Annotated in this window: 14 protein-coding genes; 8 read left to right on the forward strand and 6 right to left on the reverse strand. The window is 52.4% G+C overall.

From position 1 onward, the window contains the following. Positions 1–5 precede the first annotated feature (5 nt). Positions 6–1,346 (forward strand): MFS transporter, encoded by a 1,341-nt coding sequence (locus gpAD87_RS26025; RefSeq protein WP_064641724.1) that lies wholly within the window; start codon positions 6–8, stop codon positions 1,344–1,346. A 93-nt stretch (positions 1,347–1,439) separates the two neighbouring features. On the opposite strand, the gene gpAD87_RS26030 is transcribed toward gpAD87_RS26025, so the two are convergent. Beyond that, positions 1,440–2,021, reverse strand: coding sequence for a hypothetical protein (locus gpAD87_RS26030; RefSeq protein WP_064641725.1), 582 nt, complete (start codon positions 2,019–2,021; stop codon positions 1,440–1,442). Between the two features lie 28 nt (positions 2,022–2,049). Then, positions 2,050–2,583, reverse strand: coding sequence for a hypothetical protein (locus gpAD87_RS26035; RefSeq protein ID WP_064641726.1), 534 nt, complete (start codon positions 2,581–2,583; stop codon positions 2,050–2,052). Between the two features lie 234 nt (positions 2,584–2,817). On the opposite strand from gpAD87_RS26035, the gene gpAD87_RS26040 reads away from it, so the two are divergent. From gpAD87_RS26040 to gpAD87_RS26060, 5 genes are all read left to right on the forward strand, one after another. Then, complete coding sequence (locus gpAD87_RS26040) at positions 2,818–3,315, forward strand: DUF6385 domain-containing protein (RefSeq protein ID WP_064641727.1); 498 nt, start codon at positions 2,818–2,820, stop codon at positions 3,313–3,315. 48 nt (positions 3,316–3,363) lie between these two features. Continuing rightward, entirely contained in the window at positions 3,364–4,707 is a 1,344-nt protein-coding gene (locus gpAD87_RS26045) for a DUF6385 domain-containing protein (RefSeq protein ID WP_197521519.1), read from the forward strand. Positions 4,708–4,787: 80 nt separating this feature from the next. Next, on the forward strand, positions 4,788–7,160 hold the full coding sequence (locus tag gpAD87_RS26050) for a glycosyltransferase (protein ID WP_064641728.1): 2,373 nt from the start codon (positions 4,788–4,790) through the stop codon (positions 7,158–7,160). After that, on the forward strand, positions 7,117–9,021 hold the full coding sequence (locus tag gpAD87_RS26055) for a glycosyltransferase (protein ID WP_197521520.1): 1,905 nt from the start codon (positions 7,117–7,119) through the stop codon (positions 9,019–9,021). Before gpAD87_RS26050 ends, gpAD87_RS26055 begins: the two co-directional genes overlap by 44 nt. A gap of 45 nt (positions 9,022–9,066) precedes the next feature. Then, entirely contained in the window at positions 9,067–11,082 is a 2,016-nt protein-coding gene (locus gpAD87_RS26060; protein WP_064641730.1) for a glycosyltransferase, read from the forward strand. An 84-nt stretch (positions 11,083–11,166) separates the two neighbouring features. Here the strand turns inward: gpAD87_RS26060 and gpAD87_RS26065 are convergent, their stop codons facing one another. The 4 genes from gpAD87_RS26065 to gpAD87_RS26080 are packed head-to-tail and all read right to left on the reverse strand — an operon-like array spanning position 11,167 to position 15,479. After that, entirely contained in the window at positions 11,167–11,838 is a 672-nt protein-coding gene (locus tag gpAD87_RS26065) for a class I SAM-dependent methyltransferase (RefSeq protein WP_064641731.1), read from the reverse strand. Continuing rightward, a complete protein-coding gene (locus gpAD87_RS26070; RefSeq protein ID WP_064641732.1) occupies positions 11,835–13,268 on the reverse strand; it encodes a glycosyltransferase family 4 protein in 1,434 nt (477 codons plus the stop codon). Before gpAD87_RS26070 ends, gpAD87_RS26065 begins: the two co-directional genes overlap by 4 nt. A gap of 1 nt (position 13,269) precedes the next feature. Then, on the reverse strand, positions 13,270–14,184 hold the full coding sequence (locus tag gpAD87_RS26075; RefSeq protein WP_231952860.1) for a glycosyltransferase: 915 nt from the start codon (positions 14,182–14,184) through the stop codon (positions 13,270–13,272). Next, entirely contained in the window at positions 14,181–15,479 is a 1,299-nt protein-coding gene (locus gpAD87_RS26080) for a tetratricopeptide repeat protein (protein WP_064641733.1), read from the reverse strand. Before gpAD87_RS26080 ends, gpAD87_RS26075 begins: the two co-directional genes overlap by 4 nt. Positions 15,480–15,908: 429 nt before the next feature. Between gpAD87_RS26080 and gpAD87_RS26085 the strand changes: the two genes are divergently transcribed. Together gpAD87_RS26085 and cydB are read left to right on the forward strand one after the other, a co-directional pair. After that, positions 15,909–17,324, forward strand: a complete 1,416-nt coding sequence (locus gpAD87_RS26085; RefSeq protein ID WP_064641734.1) for a cytochrome ubiquinol oxidase subunit I — start codon at positions 15,909–15,911, stop codon at positions 17,322–17,324. After that, positions 17,308–18,324 carry a cytochrome d ubiquinol oxidase subunit II gene (gene cydB / locus gpAD87_RS26090; RefSeq protein WP_063567358.1) on the forward strand — a complete coding sequence of 339 codons (1,017 nt, stop codon included), beginning with the start codon at positions 17,308–17,310 and terminating at the stop codon, positions 18,322–18,324. Before gpAD87_RS26085 ends, cydB begins: the two co-directional genes overlap by 17 nt.

Raw genomic sequence — 18,324 nt, forward strand, 5'->3', positions numbered from 1 at the left:
TACGTATGACCGTCATTTCAAATGAACCCAATCCATCATCCATTTCGTCCAATGGTTCATCCAAAAGCCTATGGACCAACTTCCGCTTCATGCGGATGTTTATTGCGTATTCGCTCGCAACCTTTGGAGATTGGTTTGACGCGCTCGCCATCCAGGTAATGGTCGCTTATCGTTGGGGTGCTGATCCGCTGATCATAGCCCTTATTCCGGTATGTATGGCTGTTCCGGGGATCGTACTTGGCTCGGTGGCAGGTGCACTGGCTGATCGTTTGCATAAGGTGAAAATCATGATGATATGTGATGTGATTACCGTCTTATTAACGATTGCAATTCTGTTCGCGCCAAGTGCGGCTTGGCTGCTGCCGCTTCTTGCTTTACGAGCGATGATGGGGGTATTCCATGTACCTGCGCAGCAGGCACTTACGCGTCAAGTGGTAGCAGAGGAGCATTTGTTTCAAGCATCGTCACTGAACGGTTTTGTGAACCAATGCTCCAAAGTAGCGGGACCTCTGCTGGGTGCAGTCATCGTGGCCGTATTTTCACCGCAAGTCTGTATTTTAATCAATGCTTGTACACGTTTGTTGTCCGGAGCCGTGTTATGGCCTTTACGGCGTCTAACAGAGGATCCAGAACCTTCTGCATCGGATGGAGGTCCTTTGAAAACGGGGGAGACCGAGGAATCTCTGTTCATTCAATGGCAGAAGGGTTGGCGTTTTATCCAGAGCAGCCGCACCCTTCTGAGTACGATGCTGTTTGGTTGCTTTGGATTAATGGCGATCCTCATGATTGATTATCAGTTTACGACGCTGTTTCGGGAGATCAAGCCGGGCAACGAAGCTCTGATCGGCTGGCTGGGATCATCGGCTGGGGCAGGTGCGGTTGTGATTATTCTACTGTTGAATCGACTTCCGCGAATTGGGTATGGCTGGGGGCTGGGTGGAGGATATTTGCTGATTGGTGCCGGAATTGCTGCGCTTGGTTGGATCAGTTCCCAAACGTCCGAGTTCTGGATCATCATCTGGGGCTTATGCATCGGAGTGGGCAATGGACTGTTCATGGTGACGTTGAATTACTTGCTGCAAAAAGAAACTCCGCCTGCCTATGTAGGCCGTGTATTCGGTATTCAAAACTCGCTTTCCAGTGTCGTGCTGGTCGTTGCTCCACTCGCTGGAGGTGCCTTGATTCGGAGTGTGGGGCCAAGTCCCACATTTCAATATATTGGCATGGCGACACTGGCTATTGGTTTAGCAGGCATGATGCTGCAACGAATCTTATGGAAGGGGGAACAACCACTTCCGGCAGAATCGACTGGTGAACATGGACAGAGGCCAGTCAGACAGCCATAACTGCCATCGTTACGATAAAAAGAAAATGAACGATGAACAGCCGCTACGGTTACTTATCCGTAAGCGGCCATTTCCATCTAATAGGGTAGTGCATCATACTTCCCACCAAGAGAAGTAGGACGTGGAAGCCATTAGTCCCCCAACAGTGAGTGAACCGCTCACAGTCAGGTTAATGGACTGACCGGGAGGAACCACGTAGCGTCCAAGTTCATCGGATAGAAAAGGACCTACCTGCAATGGCAAAGCCAATAAGGTTGTAACACCTGTAGGAGCGGCAGCGGAGAATCGCACCGTTGCAATGCTCGTGTTACTGCTTGATAAATTATTGTTTACCGGTGTGAGTGTGCTCGGTGATGTCAATGTTCCATTTGCAGACAGAGTCATGGTACCACTGAAGGAAGAAAGCAAGTTGAGCGCGACCGTGATTCCACCGGAAAGCCGTGATATATACACATTTTTACCGCTCCCGACTGGGTTGGTCAGTTGGACAGTAGCAATAACACTGCCCCCCAGCAATCCTAGTGTTGTGGAGTTGGTTGAGCCTGCATTGTACAGATTGCCAGTACTACCTGCATTATTCTCAGGTGGAGCCACAATGCCGGGAGAGGTAAACGTATTCGTAATGGATGTATAAACGGGACGGTTTAGCGGGTTGAACACGTGATCATTCGGCATTGTGCACACTCCTTTTCTAAATGATATGTCAGAATTCCCACCAGGAAAGATTAATGGAGGCGGCTTGGGAGCCTGTTCCCGCACTGATGGATAGTGTCTGTCCTGGAGGGACGATGATAGAACCGTTCAGGTTTAACATATACATGCCCGCTGTAAGAGGAATGCTTAACAAGCTTGTTAATGTTCCCGTTAATGTGCCGGTATTTTGCCTTGTTGTCATTACACTCGTATTGGTATTGCCCAACAATGTATTGACTGGCACAGGTGTGGTACCACCTGTAATGGTTCCGCCGGAATAGACAATGAGTGTAGCAGCTGCGGTTGTGCCTCCGCTGATCCTAGAGACGTACAAGGTACGCCCACTGCCCACTGCATTAACGACCTGCAGCAACAGATTTAGTCCAGCACCTACACTGACATTATTGGTAGTCAGTGCAAAAGAACTGCCTGCGGCTGCCGCCCCGCCCTCTGGAGTGGACTCAATGCCAGGGGCAGAGAATGTATTAGTCAGTTGAGTATATAAGGGACCGTTAGATTGATTGAATACATTGGAATTGGTCATATAATCCACCTCCAATCTGCCTGAATAAGATAACCAAAGTGAATTTTTTGGAATGTGCTGCTTCTATGAAATTTTGAAATAGAGACGTGAAGAGTTTGTACTTGCAGTGTATGTGGGAAAAAGGGGAAGGGTTTGGGATACAAACAGTAAATCCTCAAATAACGGCGTATGCCGTGCCCGTATTTTACATGCAGGCATACGATGCGTAAGCACATTTTTTAAGGGGAAATCGATATGAGTCGAACAGCGAAGCGTAGCAAGAAGAGAACGAACCAAACAACTAAATATGTCAGCCGTCGCCAATCCCGTCGTTCCTGCCGCGCTAAATTGCTGAAACCTCCTTGTTCCCGGATTACTCGTCCCCGGTTCAAGCAGGGTACTTCCTCACGTACGACACTCCCTGGTGCTACTCACTGTTTTACAGAGCATACGTATGTCGGAGCCGAGACAAACGGTAGTATGAATTCTCTTCCGGCTCAAGACACCTCATCGCTCAGCATGTACACATATGGCATTGTAAATCGGGGCGAACATCCGGCTCTTGTGCAGATTCAGATCAGCCCTAATGCCAGGGACTATGCTGTGGACAGCCAGGAAGTGATTGCCGGAGGGCAGACCAAAGCGCTGGTGCCGCTACGATTCCTGCGTTATACCCGGCTGGTTATCCAATCGGTTGAACCGGATCAGTCGACCCGGCTCGATGTTTATTTTCAGGCACAGCGTATGCCGTAAGAACGTGGAATTCTACAACCGATTTGACCAGGGAGGAGGACGAGGCATATGCCTAACTTTACAACGTTTAACACGAATCCGGATAATCTGAGAACTCTGATTTTTGGTCATGATAGTACAGGCGCAGCCCAGCCGGTTCACACCGATACAAGCGGGAACGTACTCGGAATTATTTTGGATGGTACGATCAGTAATATCTCAGGTCTGACTACCGTTACGATTAATGCCGGAACTATCACAAATATTCTTAACGGAACGATTACCAGCGTCCTCGGAGCAACGATCACGGCGGGGACATTAACAAACCTGCTCAATGGTACCATCACCAGCGTGCTTGGAGCTACAATCACCGCAGGAACGCTGACGAACTTGCTGAACGGTACAATTACGAGTGTACTGGGAGCGACGATCACAGCAGGAACGATCACCAGCGTGCTTGGAGCCACAGTGACCGCGGGAACACTAACGAACTTGCTGAACGGTACAATCACGAGTGTACTCGGGGCGACGATCACAGCAGGAACGATTACCAGTGTACTGGGAGCCACCATTACGGCGGGTACAATCAATAGCGTGCTTGGAGCCACAGTGACCGCAGGGACGCTGACGAACTTGCTGAACGGTACAATCACGAGTGTACTCGGAGCGACGATCACAGCAGGAACGATCACCAGTGTGCTTGGAGCCACGGTGACGGCGGGGACGCTGACGAACTTGCTGAATGGTACAATCACAAGTGTACTGGGAGCGACAATCACAGCAGGAACGATCACGAGTGTACTGGGAGCAACAATCACGGCAGGTACAATCAACAGCGTGCTTGGAGCGACGATTACCGCAGGGACGCTGAGCAATCTGTTGAACGGTACGATCACAAGTGTACTTGGAGCTACGATTACAGCAGGAACACTCACGAACTTGTTAAATGGTACCATCACCAGTGTACTTGGAGCTACCGTGACAGCGGGGACGTTGACCAACTTGTTGAATGGTACGATTACCAGCGTATTGGGAGCCACGATTACAGCGGGTACACTCAGCAGTGTGACATCCATCTCGCAAAAGAGCTTTCAGGAATCACAGCTTCTTAGTACGCCGACGGCAAACACGTTTACACCGCTTCCGGCAGTCACGACGAGTGTGTTCGGCACTTATTCCTTCTTTGTATATAACAGGGGTCCAGGGCTTAACCGGATAGATGCCCGCGTCGAAATCAGTGCCAACGGTACCAACTGGTACGATGATGTGGACACGGTAACCGGGATCTTGCCAGGCTCGGTGGATGTACTGGTGCCGCAGCGTTTTCTCAAATATACACGTCTTTCCTACCGCTCCAGTCTGCTGGGAGCACCAAGTACGATTGATGTGTTCTTTAATGGACAAGGCACATAACCCGGTTTGTTGTCATATAGGTACATGGAGTCCCTTTGGTGGGCTTCATGTGCTTTTTTTTGTATTGGAGGTGGCTGCATATGCAGAACAGGTTACTCGGAATTCATATGATTGTGCAAAATGAAGAATGTCATCTGGCCCGCTGTCTCAACGGCTTCAAGTCGATTGGCATCGAATGCTTCATTACAGATACCGGCTCAACAGACCGTACTCCGGAGATTGCCAGACATTATGGAGCAACGGTGCTTCACACCCGTTGGGAAGATGATTTTGCACATGCCAGAAATATAAGTTTGCCTCTCGCGAGCACGGAATGGATTCTGTGTCTGGACGCGGATGAGTATGTCATACAGGGATTGGAAGAGCTTTTGAATTATCTACCGAAGGTCCATAAGAGCGTTTCGAGACTGCGGATTACGATAGAGAATCGAATTGGCGAGGGAACGGGAGAGAGCGTCATCTTCCAACCTGTGCGTCTTTTTCGCGCCCATCAAGGATATCGGTATGAGGGGCGTATCCATGAGCAGTTGGTTCGTGGAGGAGCAAAGGATGATGGAAAACAAGAAGAAGGCGACCTCGAAATAAACAATTCCTTTACCCGTGAGGAAGACGGGATTGCTGAGTATGAACCCTTGGCTCCACTGTGTTTGGTTCATGATGGTTATTTGCCGTCCACGATTGCTCAAGGACATAAACCATTGCGTAATCTAAAGCTTTTGCAGCGTGAACTAGCTGATCGTCCGGGGCAACCTTTTCACCTCTATAATGTGGGGGTAACATACTGCCAGCTAGGGAATATCGAACAGGCAGCAGAAGCCTTTACTGAATCCTTTCTTCATACACCCCTGCAAGCTCCGTATCGCTCCACCCTGGTTCGGGACTATGCCAAGGTTCTTCTGGCAATGGGGCGCTATGACGAGGCTCATGGATTATTGGCGGTAGAAAGACAGCGTTATGCGGGGTATGCCGACCTGCATCTGATATATGGAGAGATTTTGGAGCAACAGGGTCTGGAGGAGAGGGCCTACAAGTCCTATGCCAGAGCAGTAAATTGCCGGGAGGGCTTCAGTGGAGCTGATCCCAAGGACGATAACAAGGCAGAGATTCGAGGCATACATCAGCAGGCAATCGAGCAAACAGATAAACGGGGAAGCGATGAATTACGTGAGGGCAATTCCTCTGATGATGTTCACAGAGAGTCAGACCGATTGGAAAGACATTACGTAACGGATGTAGGTTGCGATAGCTACAAGGCCTATACAGCCATGGGAAGGCTTGCACAGAAAAGAGGCTTTCTGCAGGAGTCTGCTCATCTGTACAGCCTGGCTCTGGGGAGCGAGATCACGTATGCTCCTGCATGGACAGGGTTAGCCGATGTATTGCAGCAATCCGGAGAGACGGATGAAAGCATAACAGAGACATTACTCGCACGCTGGAAAGAGTATTCAAAGAAAGAGCGCTCAAAGAAAGAGGATCCAGATCTGAGCGGAGTCACATACGATGATGGTCTGGCATATGTGGTGCATGCAATTGCTTCCAGCGGAGCGTATGGGCAAGCATTAGACTTGCAACATGGAGATGCCCGAAATACGGGTATAAAACATGAAGAGTACCTATATTGGATGTTATGTGACAACAGGGTATCAGATGCGTTGCAGTACGTGCAGAATCAGTGGAGTGAGGAGCATCGTGCGGGCGTAAACCTCCAGCCTGAGCAACGACTGGATTTGGCATTGACCTATTGGATAAATGAATTATCTGTATCTGAATCAGTAGTGGCCGCAGCAGAACCTCAGGAGAGGGAAGGCTGGAGATTGCTGAATGGCCTTTTGGAAGTGAAGAAACAGGTGCATGTCAAAGAAGATATAGATGGGAAAATAGATCATCAGACGCGTCAGGCTGCAGTGGAGCTGAGTAAGAACGTTTTGATTCGGGCAGTGCAGACTGGGCAATTGGCATTTGCCAAGAAGCTGTACGAGAAGGTGTCTGCAATTCACTCTGAACACGACGAAAATGGTGATTATAGCCGATGGCTGGCCGCTGTTCTTTACCGTCAGGGATACACCATGGCGGCCGCAGAGCTGCTGATTCAATGTATGTCACAAGGCGATCTGGATGCGGAAAGCCTCTTCTACCTTGGGGAAGCCGTGTATTCCAAAGGGCATTACGATCAGGCATTGATTCTTTTCCAGCAGGCATTGGAGAAGGATTCAGAACAACGGCAGGCGAGAGCTGGAGCTGCTGTCTGTTATATGTGGCTGGCGCTGGGGGTCTTCAGACAAGAACTAACTCGTTCTCCCGCTGAAAAGGTGCTTATGGCACAACAAACTGTGCTGGAACAGCAGCTTCGCACCGCCGAAGGACTTCCTTGGCGTACGGTGTTCCATGCACGGGAAAGGAGGAACCAGCTTGCCGACCAAACACATTTCATTATGCATGATCGTGAAGGATGAAGAAGAGCTGTTGCCTCATTGTCTCAAAAGTGTCCGCGGAGCGGTGGACGAGATCATTGTTGTGGATACCGGTTCGTCGGACCGAAGTGCTGCCATTGCCAGGGAATATGGGGCAGTGGTTGTGCCGTTTGTGTGGAGCGACGATTTTGCTGCGGCACGAAATGCTGGGCTGGAGCAGGCTTCGGGCAAATGGATTCTTTTTCTCGATGCGGACGAGGCGCTGGATAAGACTGCACGGGAGCAGATCAGAAGCTGGACGGCAGCCAGCGGATGTGACGGATTGTTTTTAAACATCCATAACTATACAGGTTCGGGCCAGCAGGGGGTGACGGTAAATCCGGTATTGCGCCTCTTCAGGAACGAGCCGGAGCATCGGTTCGAGGGTCGGATTCATGAGCAGATTGCGGTGGCAATCTGTCGGAAGAATCCACAGGCTGCTTTTCACGTGACAGACATGATCATTCACCATTACGGGTATCAGACGGTCATTGTGGAGCGCAAGGATAAGGTGAACCGGAATTTGCGTTTGCTTCAACAGGCGGTGGAGGAAGAACCAGGGCAGCCGTTCCATCACTATAACCTGGGTGTCGAGTATCTGCGAATGGGAGAAATGGAACAGGCGCTGAAGACGTTTGGCGTAGCTAAAGCGGGAATTGACCCCACTCTGACAAGTTATGCACATCTGTTGTTCAAATATGAGATTCGCTGTTTCCAGCATTTGAGTCGCTGGCAGGAAGCATTGGATCACATCCATGCTGCTCTTGAACTCTTCCCGGAATACACGGACCTGCTGCATCATCGCGGAGTATGTGAGGAGGCGCTGGGCGAGACAGAAAAGGCAGAGCTATCGCTGCGTGAAGCAGTCCGTATGGGACCGCCGCCACCCATATTTCATACGGAAGAAGGAATTGGAACCTATCAGACCTGGTATACCTTGGGTAGGCTGCTGGAGGGGCGGGCGGATCTTGAAGGCGCAGTGGATGCTTATGTGGAAGCAGTCCGTGACAAATCGAGCCTGCTACCGCCGTTGTACAGGATCTTTCGAATCATGCGGGTTTCTGGTCAAGAGCAACACCTGGTGGCGCTGATTAAGGAGCGATTTGCAATCACCTCAGAAGAGGCGTTCCAGAAAGTATTGGGCATTTTGGAGCAGTGTCGCTGTTATGATACGGCTGTGCAGTTGTTGCCAGACATATCTTCACACCCTTCCGGGGAGATGCGGGAGAGGTTATCCATGGCTGAGGCTTTGCTTCAGATTCAACAGGGGAAATGGAACAAGGCACGTCTTAAGCTGGATACGGTACGACGAAAAAAAGGAGAGCTTTCTGTACCGGCTATCCATTCGATAGAGCGACTAAACTGGATTGAAGGAAGGCCAATAGAGGGGAAAGATCAACTGGCTTCGTGGCTGTATCGTCATTCACAACCGGGTACGGAGTCGGAGCCATATCAACAGACAGAACGAATCAGTAGTTCACAAGCCGTTGCCCAAAATGACAACTTAAACGTGGCTGCTGGAACAGCGTATAATGGCTGGCAGGCACTTGGACTGATGATGGAAGGATGTGTGCAATCCGGGAAATGGGATGTGCTGCTTGCGCTGGTTCAGCTTGGTCAGGGGCAGTTGGCAGAAGAAACGTATCCATTGGTTGAAGGCGCACGGCAGGAAGCGGGAGAACCCTTTCCCGGAGCCTCCGATTCACGTGTGGGAACCAGCTGGTTGGTGAAGGGGCTTGTCAGTGCTGCCGATTATCACTTGGAGGCATTTGCTCAAGGGACAGAAGGACAGCGAGAACGTTGTTGGCCTGTGGTTCAGCAGATTAGGCTGGATTTACCGGGCCCGGATGGTTTTGAGTTTTGAAGATTGAATGAAAGAGAGCAGAACCCCGTATAGGAAGGACGGAGGATGAACATGCAGACAGGAATCAGCCTGTGCATGATCGTGAAGGATGAGGCCAGGTCGCTTCAGCGATGCTTGGATGCTATTCAGGATGTTGTGGATGAGATCATCCTTGTGGATACGGGATCAACGGACGACACGATCGACATTGCCCGTCGTTATGGTGCGGTTGTCATCAGTGCGGCATGGTCCGGAGATTTTAGCGATGCCCGCAACCTATCCCTTGCTGCGGCCACTCATCCTTGGATTCTGGTACTGGATGCGGATGAAGTCTGGATGCAGACCGAGCACAATCTGGCGGAGATGAATCGGCTGCTGACCTCAAGTCAGGACGACGTATGGGGATACTGGATACAGGTCACGAGTTTGCTCGGAATGTCTGGAGAAGAGCGTGTGACGGATGCGGTGTGTCGTTTATTTCGGAACGATCCTCGGATTGCTTTTCAAGGCATGATCCATGAAGAAGTGGCATCTTCGATTCTATCCTTCGCTCCGTGGGGTGTGGTCGATTCCGAGCTTGAGATTATTCATTATGGCTACCTGGAGCACGTTATTGTTGGCAAAAATAAACCCGAGCGCAATATGCGGCTGATTCGCTCCGCTCTCCATAAGTCGCCGGATCAACCGGAACTGTTATATGCCATGGCTGCCGAGTGGTTTCAGCAAGCGAGATACGATGAAGCGCTCAAGTTGTTACAACCTTTGCTGGCAAAGCTTACGCCGGAATGTGGCTATCATTCTGATCTGGTACTCAAAACGGCTTATGCCTGGCGGGAACGTAGCCGCCCAGAGAGAGCACTCGCTATCGTTGAGGAATGGAGACCAGTGTATGCGGACTTCCCCGATCTGCTGGAGCTTGGTGCTGTGTTGGCCCTCGATCAGGGACGGGATGATGCGGCGCTTGACTGGCTGAAGCAGGCCAAAGCGGCAGCATCCACAGCTAGTCGATATACGTCCGTTTCTGGTGCCGGAACGTATCGCAGCCTGACTCTGGAAGGCATGGCCTATGAACGGCTGGGCTGCTGGCAGGAGGCAGCTAAGGCATATACCGCTGTGCTCGCCTTGCAGCCCGGCAACTTGCCAGTATGGCAGCGGCTGTTGCTGCTGGCCGCAGCTACCGGGCGGCCGCAGGCCATCGCAAGCGCAGCCCAGCGGATAAGCCTGCCGCCTGCGGCCTGGCAGGCGCTGATTCCGGCCGCGCTGGATGCGCATCGGCCGGAATGGCTGCTGCGCCACGCGGTATCGCTGGCCGCTGCGCTGCGGGCGCAGCCCCTCGCCGCCGGGCTGGCGCTGGCCCAGCTCGGCGAGGACGCCGCTGCCCGGGCGGCTTTGCAGCCCTGGGCGACGCATGCGCAGCACGGGCCGGAGGCGGCGCTGGTGCTGTGGGCGCTCGGCCACAAGCAGCCCGGCGAGCCCTTCGCCAGTGCTGCGGCGGGCTCAGCGCGAGGCGCCGCAGCGCCGCCGCCAGTGCGGCGTAAGGCCCGCGAGCAGGCAGCCACGCCCGATGCAGCCCGCGCAGCCGATGCGCTGCTGCGGGGCGCTCCGGCCAGCAGCGCCGCGCCAGCGCCGCAGGCCGTGCACGCCGCGGCGCTGGCGCTCGCGCGCGTAGGCGCCTGGGCCGCATGGCTGCGCCTGCTGCGTGCCCTTCCGCCCGGCCAGGCGCCGGCGCTGCTCGCGGCGCTTCCGCCTGCGGCCCGCTGCGGGCTGCTGCGCGCGCCCGCAAGCGTGCGTGAAGGGCTGCTTGCGCTGTTCGGCACGCCGCATGGTGCGCAGCAGCCCTTCACGCACGAAGTGCCCGCCATGGTACTGGCGGGCACGCTCGCTTTGCTCGCCGGGCGGCAGCGCACTGCGCGTGATTGGGCCGAATGGGCCCAAGTCACTGCACGGCAACCTGCCGCTTCCGGCAGCCCGGCGACGACAATCCCGTCGGGCCTGCACACCCTGCTGCGCCTGACATCACCCGGCGCAGCATCCACCGAAGCATACGCTAACCAGTGCAGCATGCTGCTGGTTCATCTCTAACGCTGAGGCAATCCAAGGGTTTTAAGGATTTAGAATTAATCTTAATCTATGCCCCTCATCCGTGATCCCATTTATCCATCCCAATTACTCTTTACGAATAACAGCACGAAAACAACGGATTGCCGGGCCATACATGTCAGACCAGATGGCATCCTCCGGTTCTTTCACGCTCAGCTTGCCTTCGATCGTCAGTCCAGTAACAGCCATAATCGTCTCCAGCAGGTCCGGACGCATCTCGGGCACATCAAACGTGGCTATCAACCGTCCGTCTGGCTTCAGCACCCTGGCGAATTCGCGAAAGGCCCGCAGCATCGTGCCTGTATCCAGATGTTCCAACACAGAGATGCAGAATACGCTGTCAAACATCTCCGATTCATACGGAAGCTGAGCCAGATTGGCCTGCGCAAGATTTAGTCGGTCCAGGCTCGATTCCGGCAGATCGCGTGCGGCCTGCTCACCAAAATCAGAAGCGATATCCAGCCGGATCGCTTCTCTGGACAAAATGCGTTCATCCCAATCACAGGCATGAACTTCCCGGCAGTGCTCTGCTAGCCAGAATTTGAATGGATGGGATATACCACAGGCAGCGTCGAGTACGACGTCTTCCTGCCGCGCAAACTGGCGTGCCCATTCGTACTCGTACGGACGGCTCCACCACGCAGGATGCAGTGGGAAAACCAATGTATCCGTTTTGGGGTCACCCTCCCGAATGTATCTTGATTCCATGAAATCCGTTGCATTTGGCGTATCCATCATCCCCGAATTCCCTCCTTTAATCCTGCTTCTGCCAAAAAAGATTCCAATACCGTACTCCACCTGCGCCGCCAGTGGGATATGTCGTAGGACAGCGCCGTCTCGCGGGCATAGATACCCAGCCGCTCTCGCTCGGCCCGATCCTGAACGAGGCGTACCAGCGCGGCGGTCAGCGCTTCTTCACCTGGAGGTACCAGCAGTCCGTTGAAGCCATCCTGAATCAGATCATTCAGACCGCCAACATTGGAAGCAACAACCGGAAGCCCACAGCTCATCGCCTCCAGACAAGCGTAGGATGTTCCTTCCGAGAAGACGGTCGGAATCACGGCGATATCTGCCTGATGGTAGGCCTCGCGAATATCCCGAAAATCATACGTGCGCTGTATAATTCGATCCGCATGGGGGTGCGTGCGATGCCAATACCGGAAGGATCGGCCCACCGTGCTGCCTTCAACCAGCTCTCCGGCAAATTCGACCTCTAGATCAGGAAAGGCACCGAGCAGTCGGTCAGCTGCCAGCATCATCGGAATAATGCCCCGTTCCATGCTGATGCGGCGTGGATATAAAATGCGCAGTGGACGGGAAGGGCTCACATGGATTGCGGCCGTTGTGTCATTCTCCTGCTCCTTCAAATGATCACCCGTTAGCACATTTGGCTGGTGACCAGCCATGCCCTGTCTGATATTTGGCGAGTCCAGTTCTTCAGCGATTACTGTCACCTCGGATCTGTCCGCCCGCACCATGCCGTTTCCATCGTTTCTTTCCCCCACGGATGACAAAGCATTCAACCCCGAGATGGCAGCTTCACTATGATCTTCATGACTTGCAAGATCCTTCTTCCATGCTGCCAGCCATTCTTCTTCCTGTTCATGCTCGAATGTACGCCTTGGCGGAGCAGGCGTGAAGTAGGAGGTATCCACTGCATTGGGAATGAGCACGACCTGACCGGGGTCGGCAAACGTACAAGCAGCACGGCAAAAGGTCTGAAAATGCGAATCGACCGACACGATGCGTACAAGTCCATCCAGTGCCAGCTGAATATGCTCCGCGACTTGCTGCTTGGTTTCGAGCGGCAGCGCGGGACGATCCCAGTTAATACCGTGGCAGATGCCGAGACTGCCCGGCTTGTAGGCAATGGGCTGCCACAGGCAGCTTGCATAGATCACAGGTCCTCGTGCTGCGGCAGCCATTCGGGCAAAAGCTTCGGGCACATCATTCATATCGTAGGCATATCCGTACACATCAATCTGTTCCGTACGGGTCTGAAAAGCTTCAAAATAGGACAACTGATGAACCTCGGGGATGTGTCCCAATCCGCGGATTACACTGCATAAATCAAGGACGTAACGCTCCAGACCGCCCCCGAACACCCGGCTGAATTCCCGGTTATATCCATCGGTGAAGCTGTGTGTCAATATGCTGACCACGCCCATTTCACTGCTCCTCCTTCCACGGAATCAGTCGGGGCTCCGGATCAAGAATCGATTCATAGTGCTCCAGGCTACCCCACTCGCCGTGTGGATCAATTCGTTTATAACGCAAATATTTCCGAACCCGATCCTCCAGACTTCCGGCCCAGCCAAGATGCTGGACTTTCAATTCTGTGCTGATTCCAGGCAATACAGTGCAGGGCAAGGGAAGACGAGGCACATGATGATTTTGCTGCGGATAAAAATAAGGATAACCTGGCATATAACGGACCAGGGAAGCGGTATGACGTCGGTGAAGCCCCCAAAGGTTATCTTCCCGATAGTGGGTTCGTCCGCCCCACATATCGTAGAAGCGGAAAGCGATCCAGTCCGCGTGATCCTGGTTAATCAGAGCGCGTATCGCTTTCTTCGCTTCCGTGCTGTATAGCTCATCGGCATCAACCGAGAGCAGCCAATCCGGGGAGGTACCTGCCGCTGCTTGCCATAGAGCGTTGCGTAATCGCCATTCCTCCGCAAATAATGGCTTTTCCAGCACTTCCAGACGAACGACCTTTGGATAGGCTCTGCATATATCGGGTGTTCCATCTGTGCTGGCATCGTCCACAATGACAATCTCATCTACGAATTCACTCAGATCGTCCAGCACTTCCTCCAGATATCGCCCGCGCTCGTTACGTACCTGAAGCATGGCGGTCAGTTTATTGCCCTGACTTTTACGAACCCGACGAACGGAAAACGGCTCTCTGAATAGGTCTGTATCCTGGTGTTTTGCAGCATGCTGCTGATCGCCTTGCCCCTCTGGGTCAGCATGCAGCGATTCCAGCGTTTCCGTTGGAGTATGAGTTGTTTCGGATCGTATATCCTTATGCACCATCGGTCCATTCACGTGTTGTCTGCGCTTCTTCGGGTCCAGCATCATGGCACCTCCCCCAGCAATTGCTGGACGGCTTGATCCAACAGCTCCATTTCGACGATTCGCGCAAGAGCATCTTCATCCTCCAGTGCCGTCTCCAGAAATTGTCTCACCGCCCCGTGACGTTCTCCGCGCAAAGCCAGAGCTAGACCCGATAATTGCCGATAATCCTGTCGGCTGGGGCTATCCTGAATATCCACTGCATGCACCAAATCTAATGCATCTTCCACACGTCCAGTCTCCTGATAGATACGAAATTTCCAATGCCGCGCCGTTTCGCCTCCGAGTTCATCCAAAATGTGCAATGCATTTCCATAATCATCATTCAGACGCAGCAGTTCTGCTCGGACAAGTTGTTCCTCCCCGGCCTCCAGCCAGCGACAGAGTTGTTCATAATGGTGCCGTTCCTGCTCGTTACTTGCGCTGATTCCATACACCTGCAGCGCATTCCCGATTTCCCCGGCCCTTGCATGAATGGCGGAGAGGAATCGATAGTGGGAGCTTACACAATCATCGCGCCCGTTTAATACCGCGTGAGAGAAGGCTTCCTTGAGTGAAGCGGCCGCTCTGGAATCCTCTAGCACATATTCATAGGCTGCCAGCAAAAAGGAAATCGTCTCATGGGCTCCTGCTTTGGACCGAAGCTGACGATAGAAGTCTGCACGCACACTGCATTGCAGCTGGGTGACCGTATCCTGAACACCCGAGAGGGTCTGTCGCAGCGCATGCAGGAATAGCAGTTCATAGTCCCGGAGAGGGACCTCGAGGTCATCCTTTTGCATGACACCAGCAGGAGAGATATCCTCTCCATTCAGCCAGATGGCGCGTACACCCTGGAATACCAGCTTCATATAGCGTGTTTCTGAAGTGGTGCCCACCAGATCGGCGATACCGACCAGTCTTGAAATGCAGCTCTCCCATAAGGGGGACTCCGCTTCTTCACCAACTGGCTCGGGAAGAAGTACAATACAGAGCTCCGGATGGAGCGAGGCTGTGGCGGTCAGCCAGTAGGGATGCGCAACCACAGCAACCGTACGGGGCTCCTGCAGCAATTGTTCTGCTTCGGGAAGCGTGATGACGGTGATATTCGCAGGCATTTCCTCGGAGCGCTCCAGGCTACTGACATAGTAGACAAGCCCTTCCGCAACCATCAGAGCAGCGATGTCTGGATAGGGAAAAGCAGACCATCCTCCCTTCCGGGGGAAAAGAACATAACGAAAGGCAGGCAGGGCCGTACTTGACTCTTCTATATCTACCCCTTGATAAGGCTCCGGGTCCGGGATCGGAGACAGCTCTTCCATCGATGAATCACCTCACTTGATTTGCATTTTTGTCCGTTCATGGATTGAAGCAGCACCATCTGATAAACATCGGATTGGCGCTGCTTTGAATGATATCAATGAATCCAATAATTCAATATGTAATGCCTTTTTTGCCCAGCGTATTTTATGCCTGACACTAACATATGGGCGTTCCGTCCTAAACATGAGCATCTTCCGTGAATAGACGAAGCTGGCAAGCTCTAAGATTAGGCTTATTTTTTTCTATTGTGTGACCATCGTCACTTTTTTTTGCTGACATGGTAGGGTTTGTGATAATTGTCACATGTATAAAATAGTCTATCTGGCACAATACGTTCATCAATACGTGTTTGGCTGACAGAAACTGAAGAAGGGGCTTCAATGCCAAATACGAAAACTGCGATATGAACAGAAAGAAGGGGTAACGGTATGGATCCGATCATGTTATCGCGTATCCAATATGCGCTCACAACGATTTTCCATTTCTTTTTTGTACCGCTGTCCATTGGTCTTGTACTGCTGGTAGCGATTATGGAGACGTTGTACGTAGTGAAGGGTAAGGAAGTCTACAAAACGATGGCCAAATTCTGGGGCAAACTGTTCCTGATTAACTTTGCCGTCGGTGTGGTCACAGGTATCTTTCAGGAATTCCAGTTCGGCATGAACTGGTCCGAGTATTCCCGGTTTGTCGGGGATGTGTTCGGTGCGCCACTGGCGATTGAAGCCTTGCTGGCGTTTTTTATGGAGTCTACCTTTATTGGGCTTTGGATTTTCGGATGGGATCGCTTGTCCAAGAAAGTGCATCTGGCCTGCATTTGGCTGGTATTCATCGGTACATTCTTGTCCGCGCTGTGGATTCTGGCAGCCAACTCGTTCATGCAGCATCCGGTTGGCTTCGAGATTAATAATGGCCGCGCCGAGATGAATGACTTCTTTGCACTGATCACCAATGGTCAGCTACTAGTGGAGTTCCCACATACGATCTTTGGCGCATTAATAACAGGTGCTTTTGTGGTAACCGGGATTAGTGCCTATAAGTTGATGAAGAAGCAGGATGTGGAGATCTTCCGGAAATCATTCAACATTGCCATCATAATTGGTCTGGTTTCCTCGCTGGGGGTTGCCTTCTCGGGTCACTTCCAGGCGCAATATCTGGTGGAGACGCAGCCGATGAAAATGGCAGCCAGTGAAGGAACATGGACGACGACGGAAGATCCGGCACCATGGACGGTGGTAGCCTTTGTTGATCCGGACAAACAGGAAAATTCCGGCGAGATCAAAATCCCAGGATTGCTCAGTTATCTGTCCTATAGCAAGTTCTCTGGCAGTGTCAAAGGCATGAAGGAGCTGCAAGCGGAGTATGAGCAAACGTATGGACCAGGGGACTATATTCCACCGGTACGGACGACGTTCTGGAGCTTCCGCATCATGATTGCTGCGGGCGGATTGATGATTTTGCTAGCGATATACGGTACCTATCTGGCGATGCGCCGCAAATTGGAGGGAGCAGGCAAATGGTTTATGCGCTTGATGGTGTTTGCCATCTCTCTGCCGTTTATCGCCAATACATCGGGATGGATTATGACTGAGGTAGGAAGGCAGCCGTGGACGGTATTCGGTTATATGACGACGGAAGCCGGGGTATCCCCGAACGTAAGCGCAGGTCAGATTTTGTTTTCCACCATCGCGTTTACAGTCACTTATGCAATCCTGGGAGCGGTGATGGTCTATCTGTTCGTTCGTGAAATCAAGGCAGGGCCATATGCAGTCGACAAGCCGGAGGAGCATGATGAATCGGCCGATCCGTTCGGCGTGGATGGGGGTTATTCTGTTGTCACTAAGTGAATTGTGGTTTTTGCTGATTGCCGTCTTGTTTGTTGGTTTTTTCTTTCTGGAAGGTTTTGATTTTGGTGTGGGCATGTCCACTGCAATGATTGGCAAAACGGATCGTGAACGTCGTACCCTGATCAACTCGATCGGTCCGTTCTGGGATGGCAATGAAGTATGGCTGATTACGGCGGGGGGTGCAATGTTTGCAGCCTTCCCGCACTGGTATGCCACGCTGTTTAGCGGGTTTTATCTGCCGCTAGTTGTGGTACTGCTGGCTTTGATCGGCCGCGGAGTTGCCTTTGAATTCCGCAGCAAGATGAGACATGAACGCTGGCGCAAAACATGGGACATCATCATCGTAGTCTCCAGTGCATTACTGCCATTCCTGTTCGGGGTTGTTTTCGCTACCTTGATGAAAGGCCTACCTATTGATGCGCAGATGCAGCTCCGTCCCGGCTTCCTGGACATCGTCAATCCGTATACGGTGGTAGGTGGGTTGAGCGTTACGTTGTTGTGTCTGGTGCATGGCTTGCTGTTTGCTTCATTGCGGACCGTCGGAGATCTTAGAGAACGTGCCCTAAATATGGCCAAAAAACTGATGCTGCCGCTGGCCGCAATCCTCGCGATCTACGCTGTGATGACATACTTCATGACCGATGTGTTCGCCGTACGTGGCTGGGCTCTCTGGATTATGGTTGTCCTCGGCGCTGCTTCATTGGGGCTGGCCGCTTACTTCGTGCGTCAGAAACGTGAAGCCTGGGCCTTCGGTATGACGGGAGCCGTGATTGCAATCGCGTTTGCCTCCGTATTTATCGGTCTATTCCCAAGGGTCATGGTGAGTTCAATGGGTTCGGCGTTTGACCTGACAGTCTATAATGCTTCATCCGGTGCATATTCGCTAAAAGTGATGACGATTGTGGCTTGTACGCTGCTTCCGTTTGTACTCGGCTATCAGATCTGGAGTTATTACATTTTCCGCAAACGTCTGAACGACCAGCATCACCTGGAGTACTGA

This window comes from Paenibacillus sp. AD87 (assembly GCF_001659845.1).
In the GTDB taxonomy this organism is placed as follows: domain Bacteria; phylum Bacillota; class Bacilli; order Paenibacillales; family Paenibacillaceae; genus Paenibacillus; species Paenibacillus marchantiae.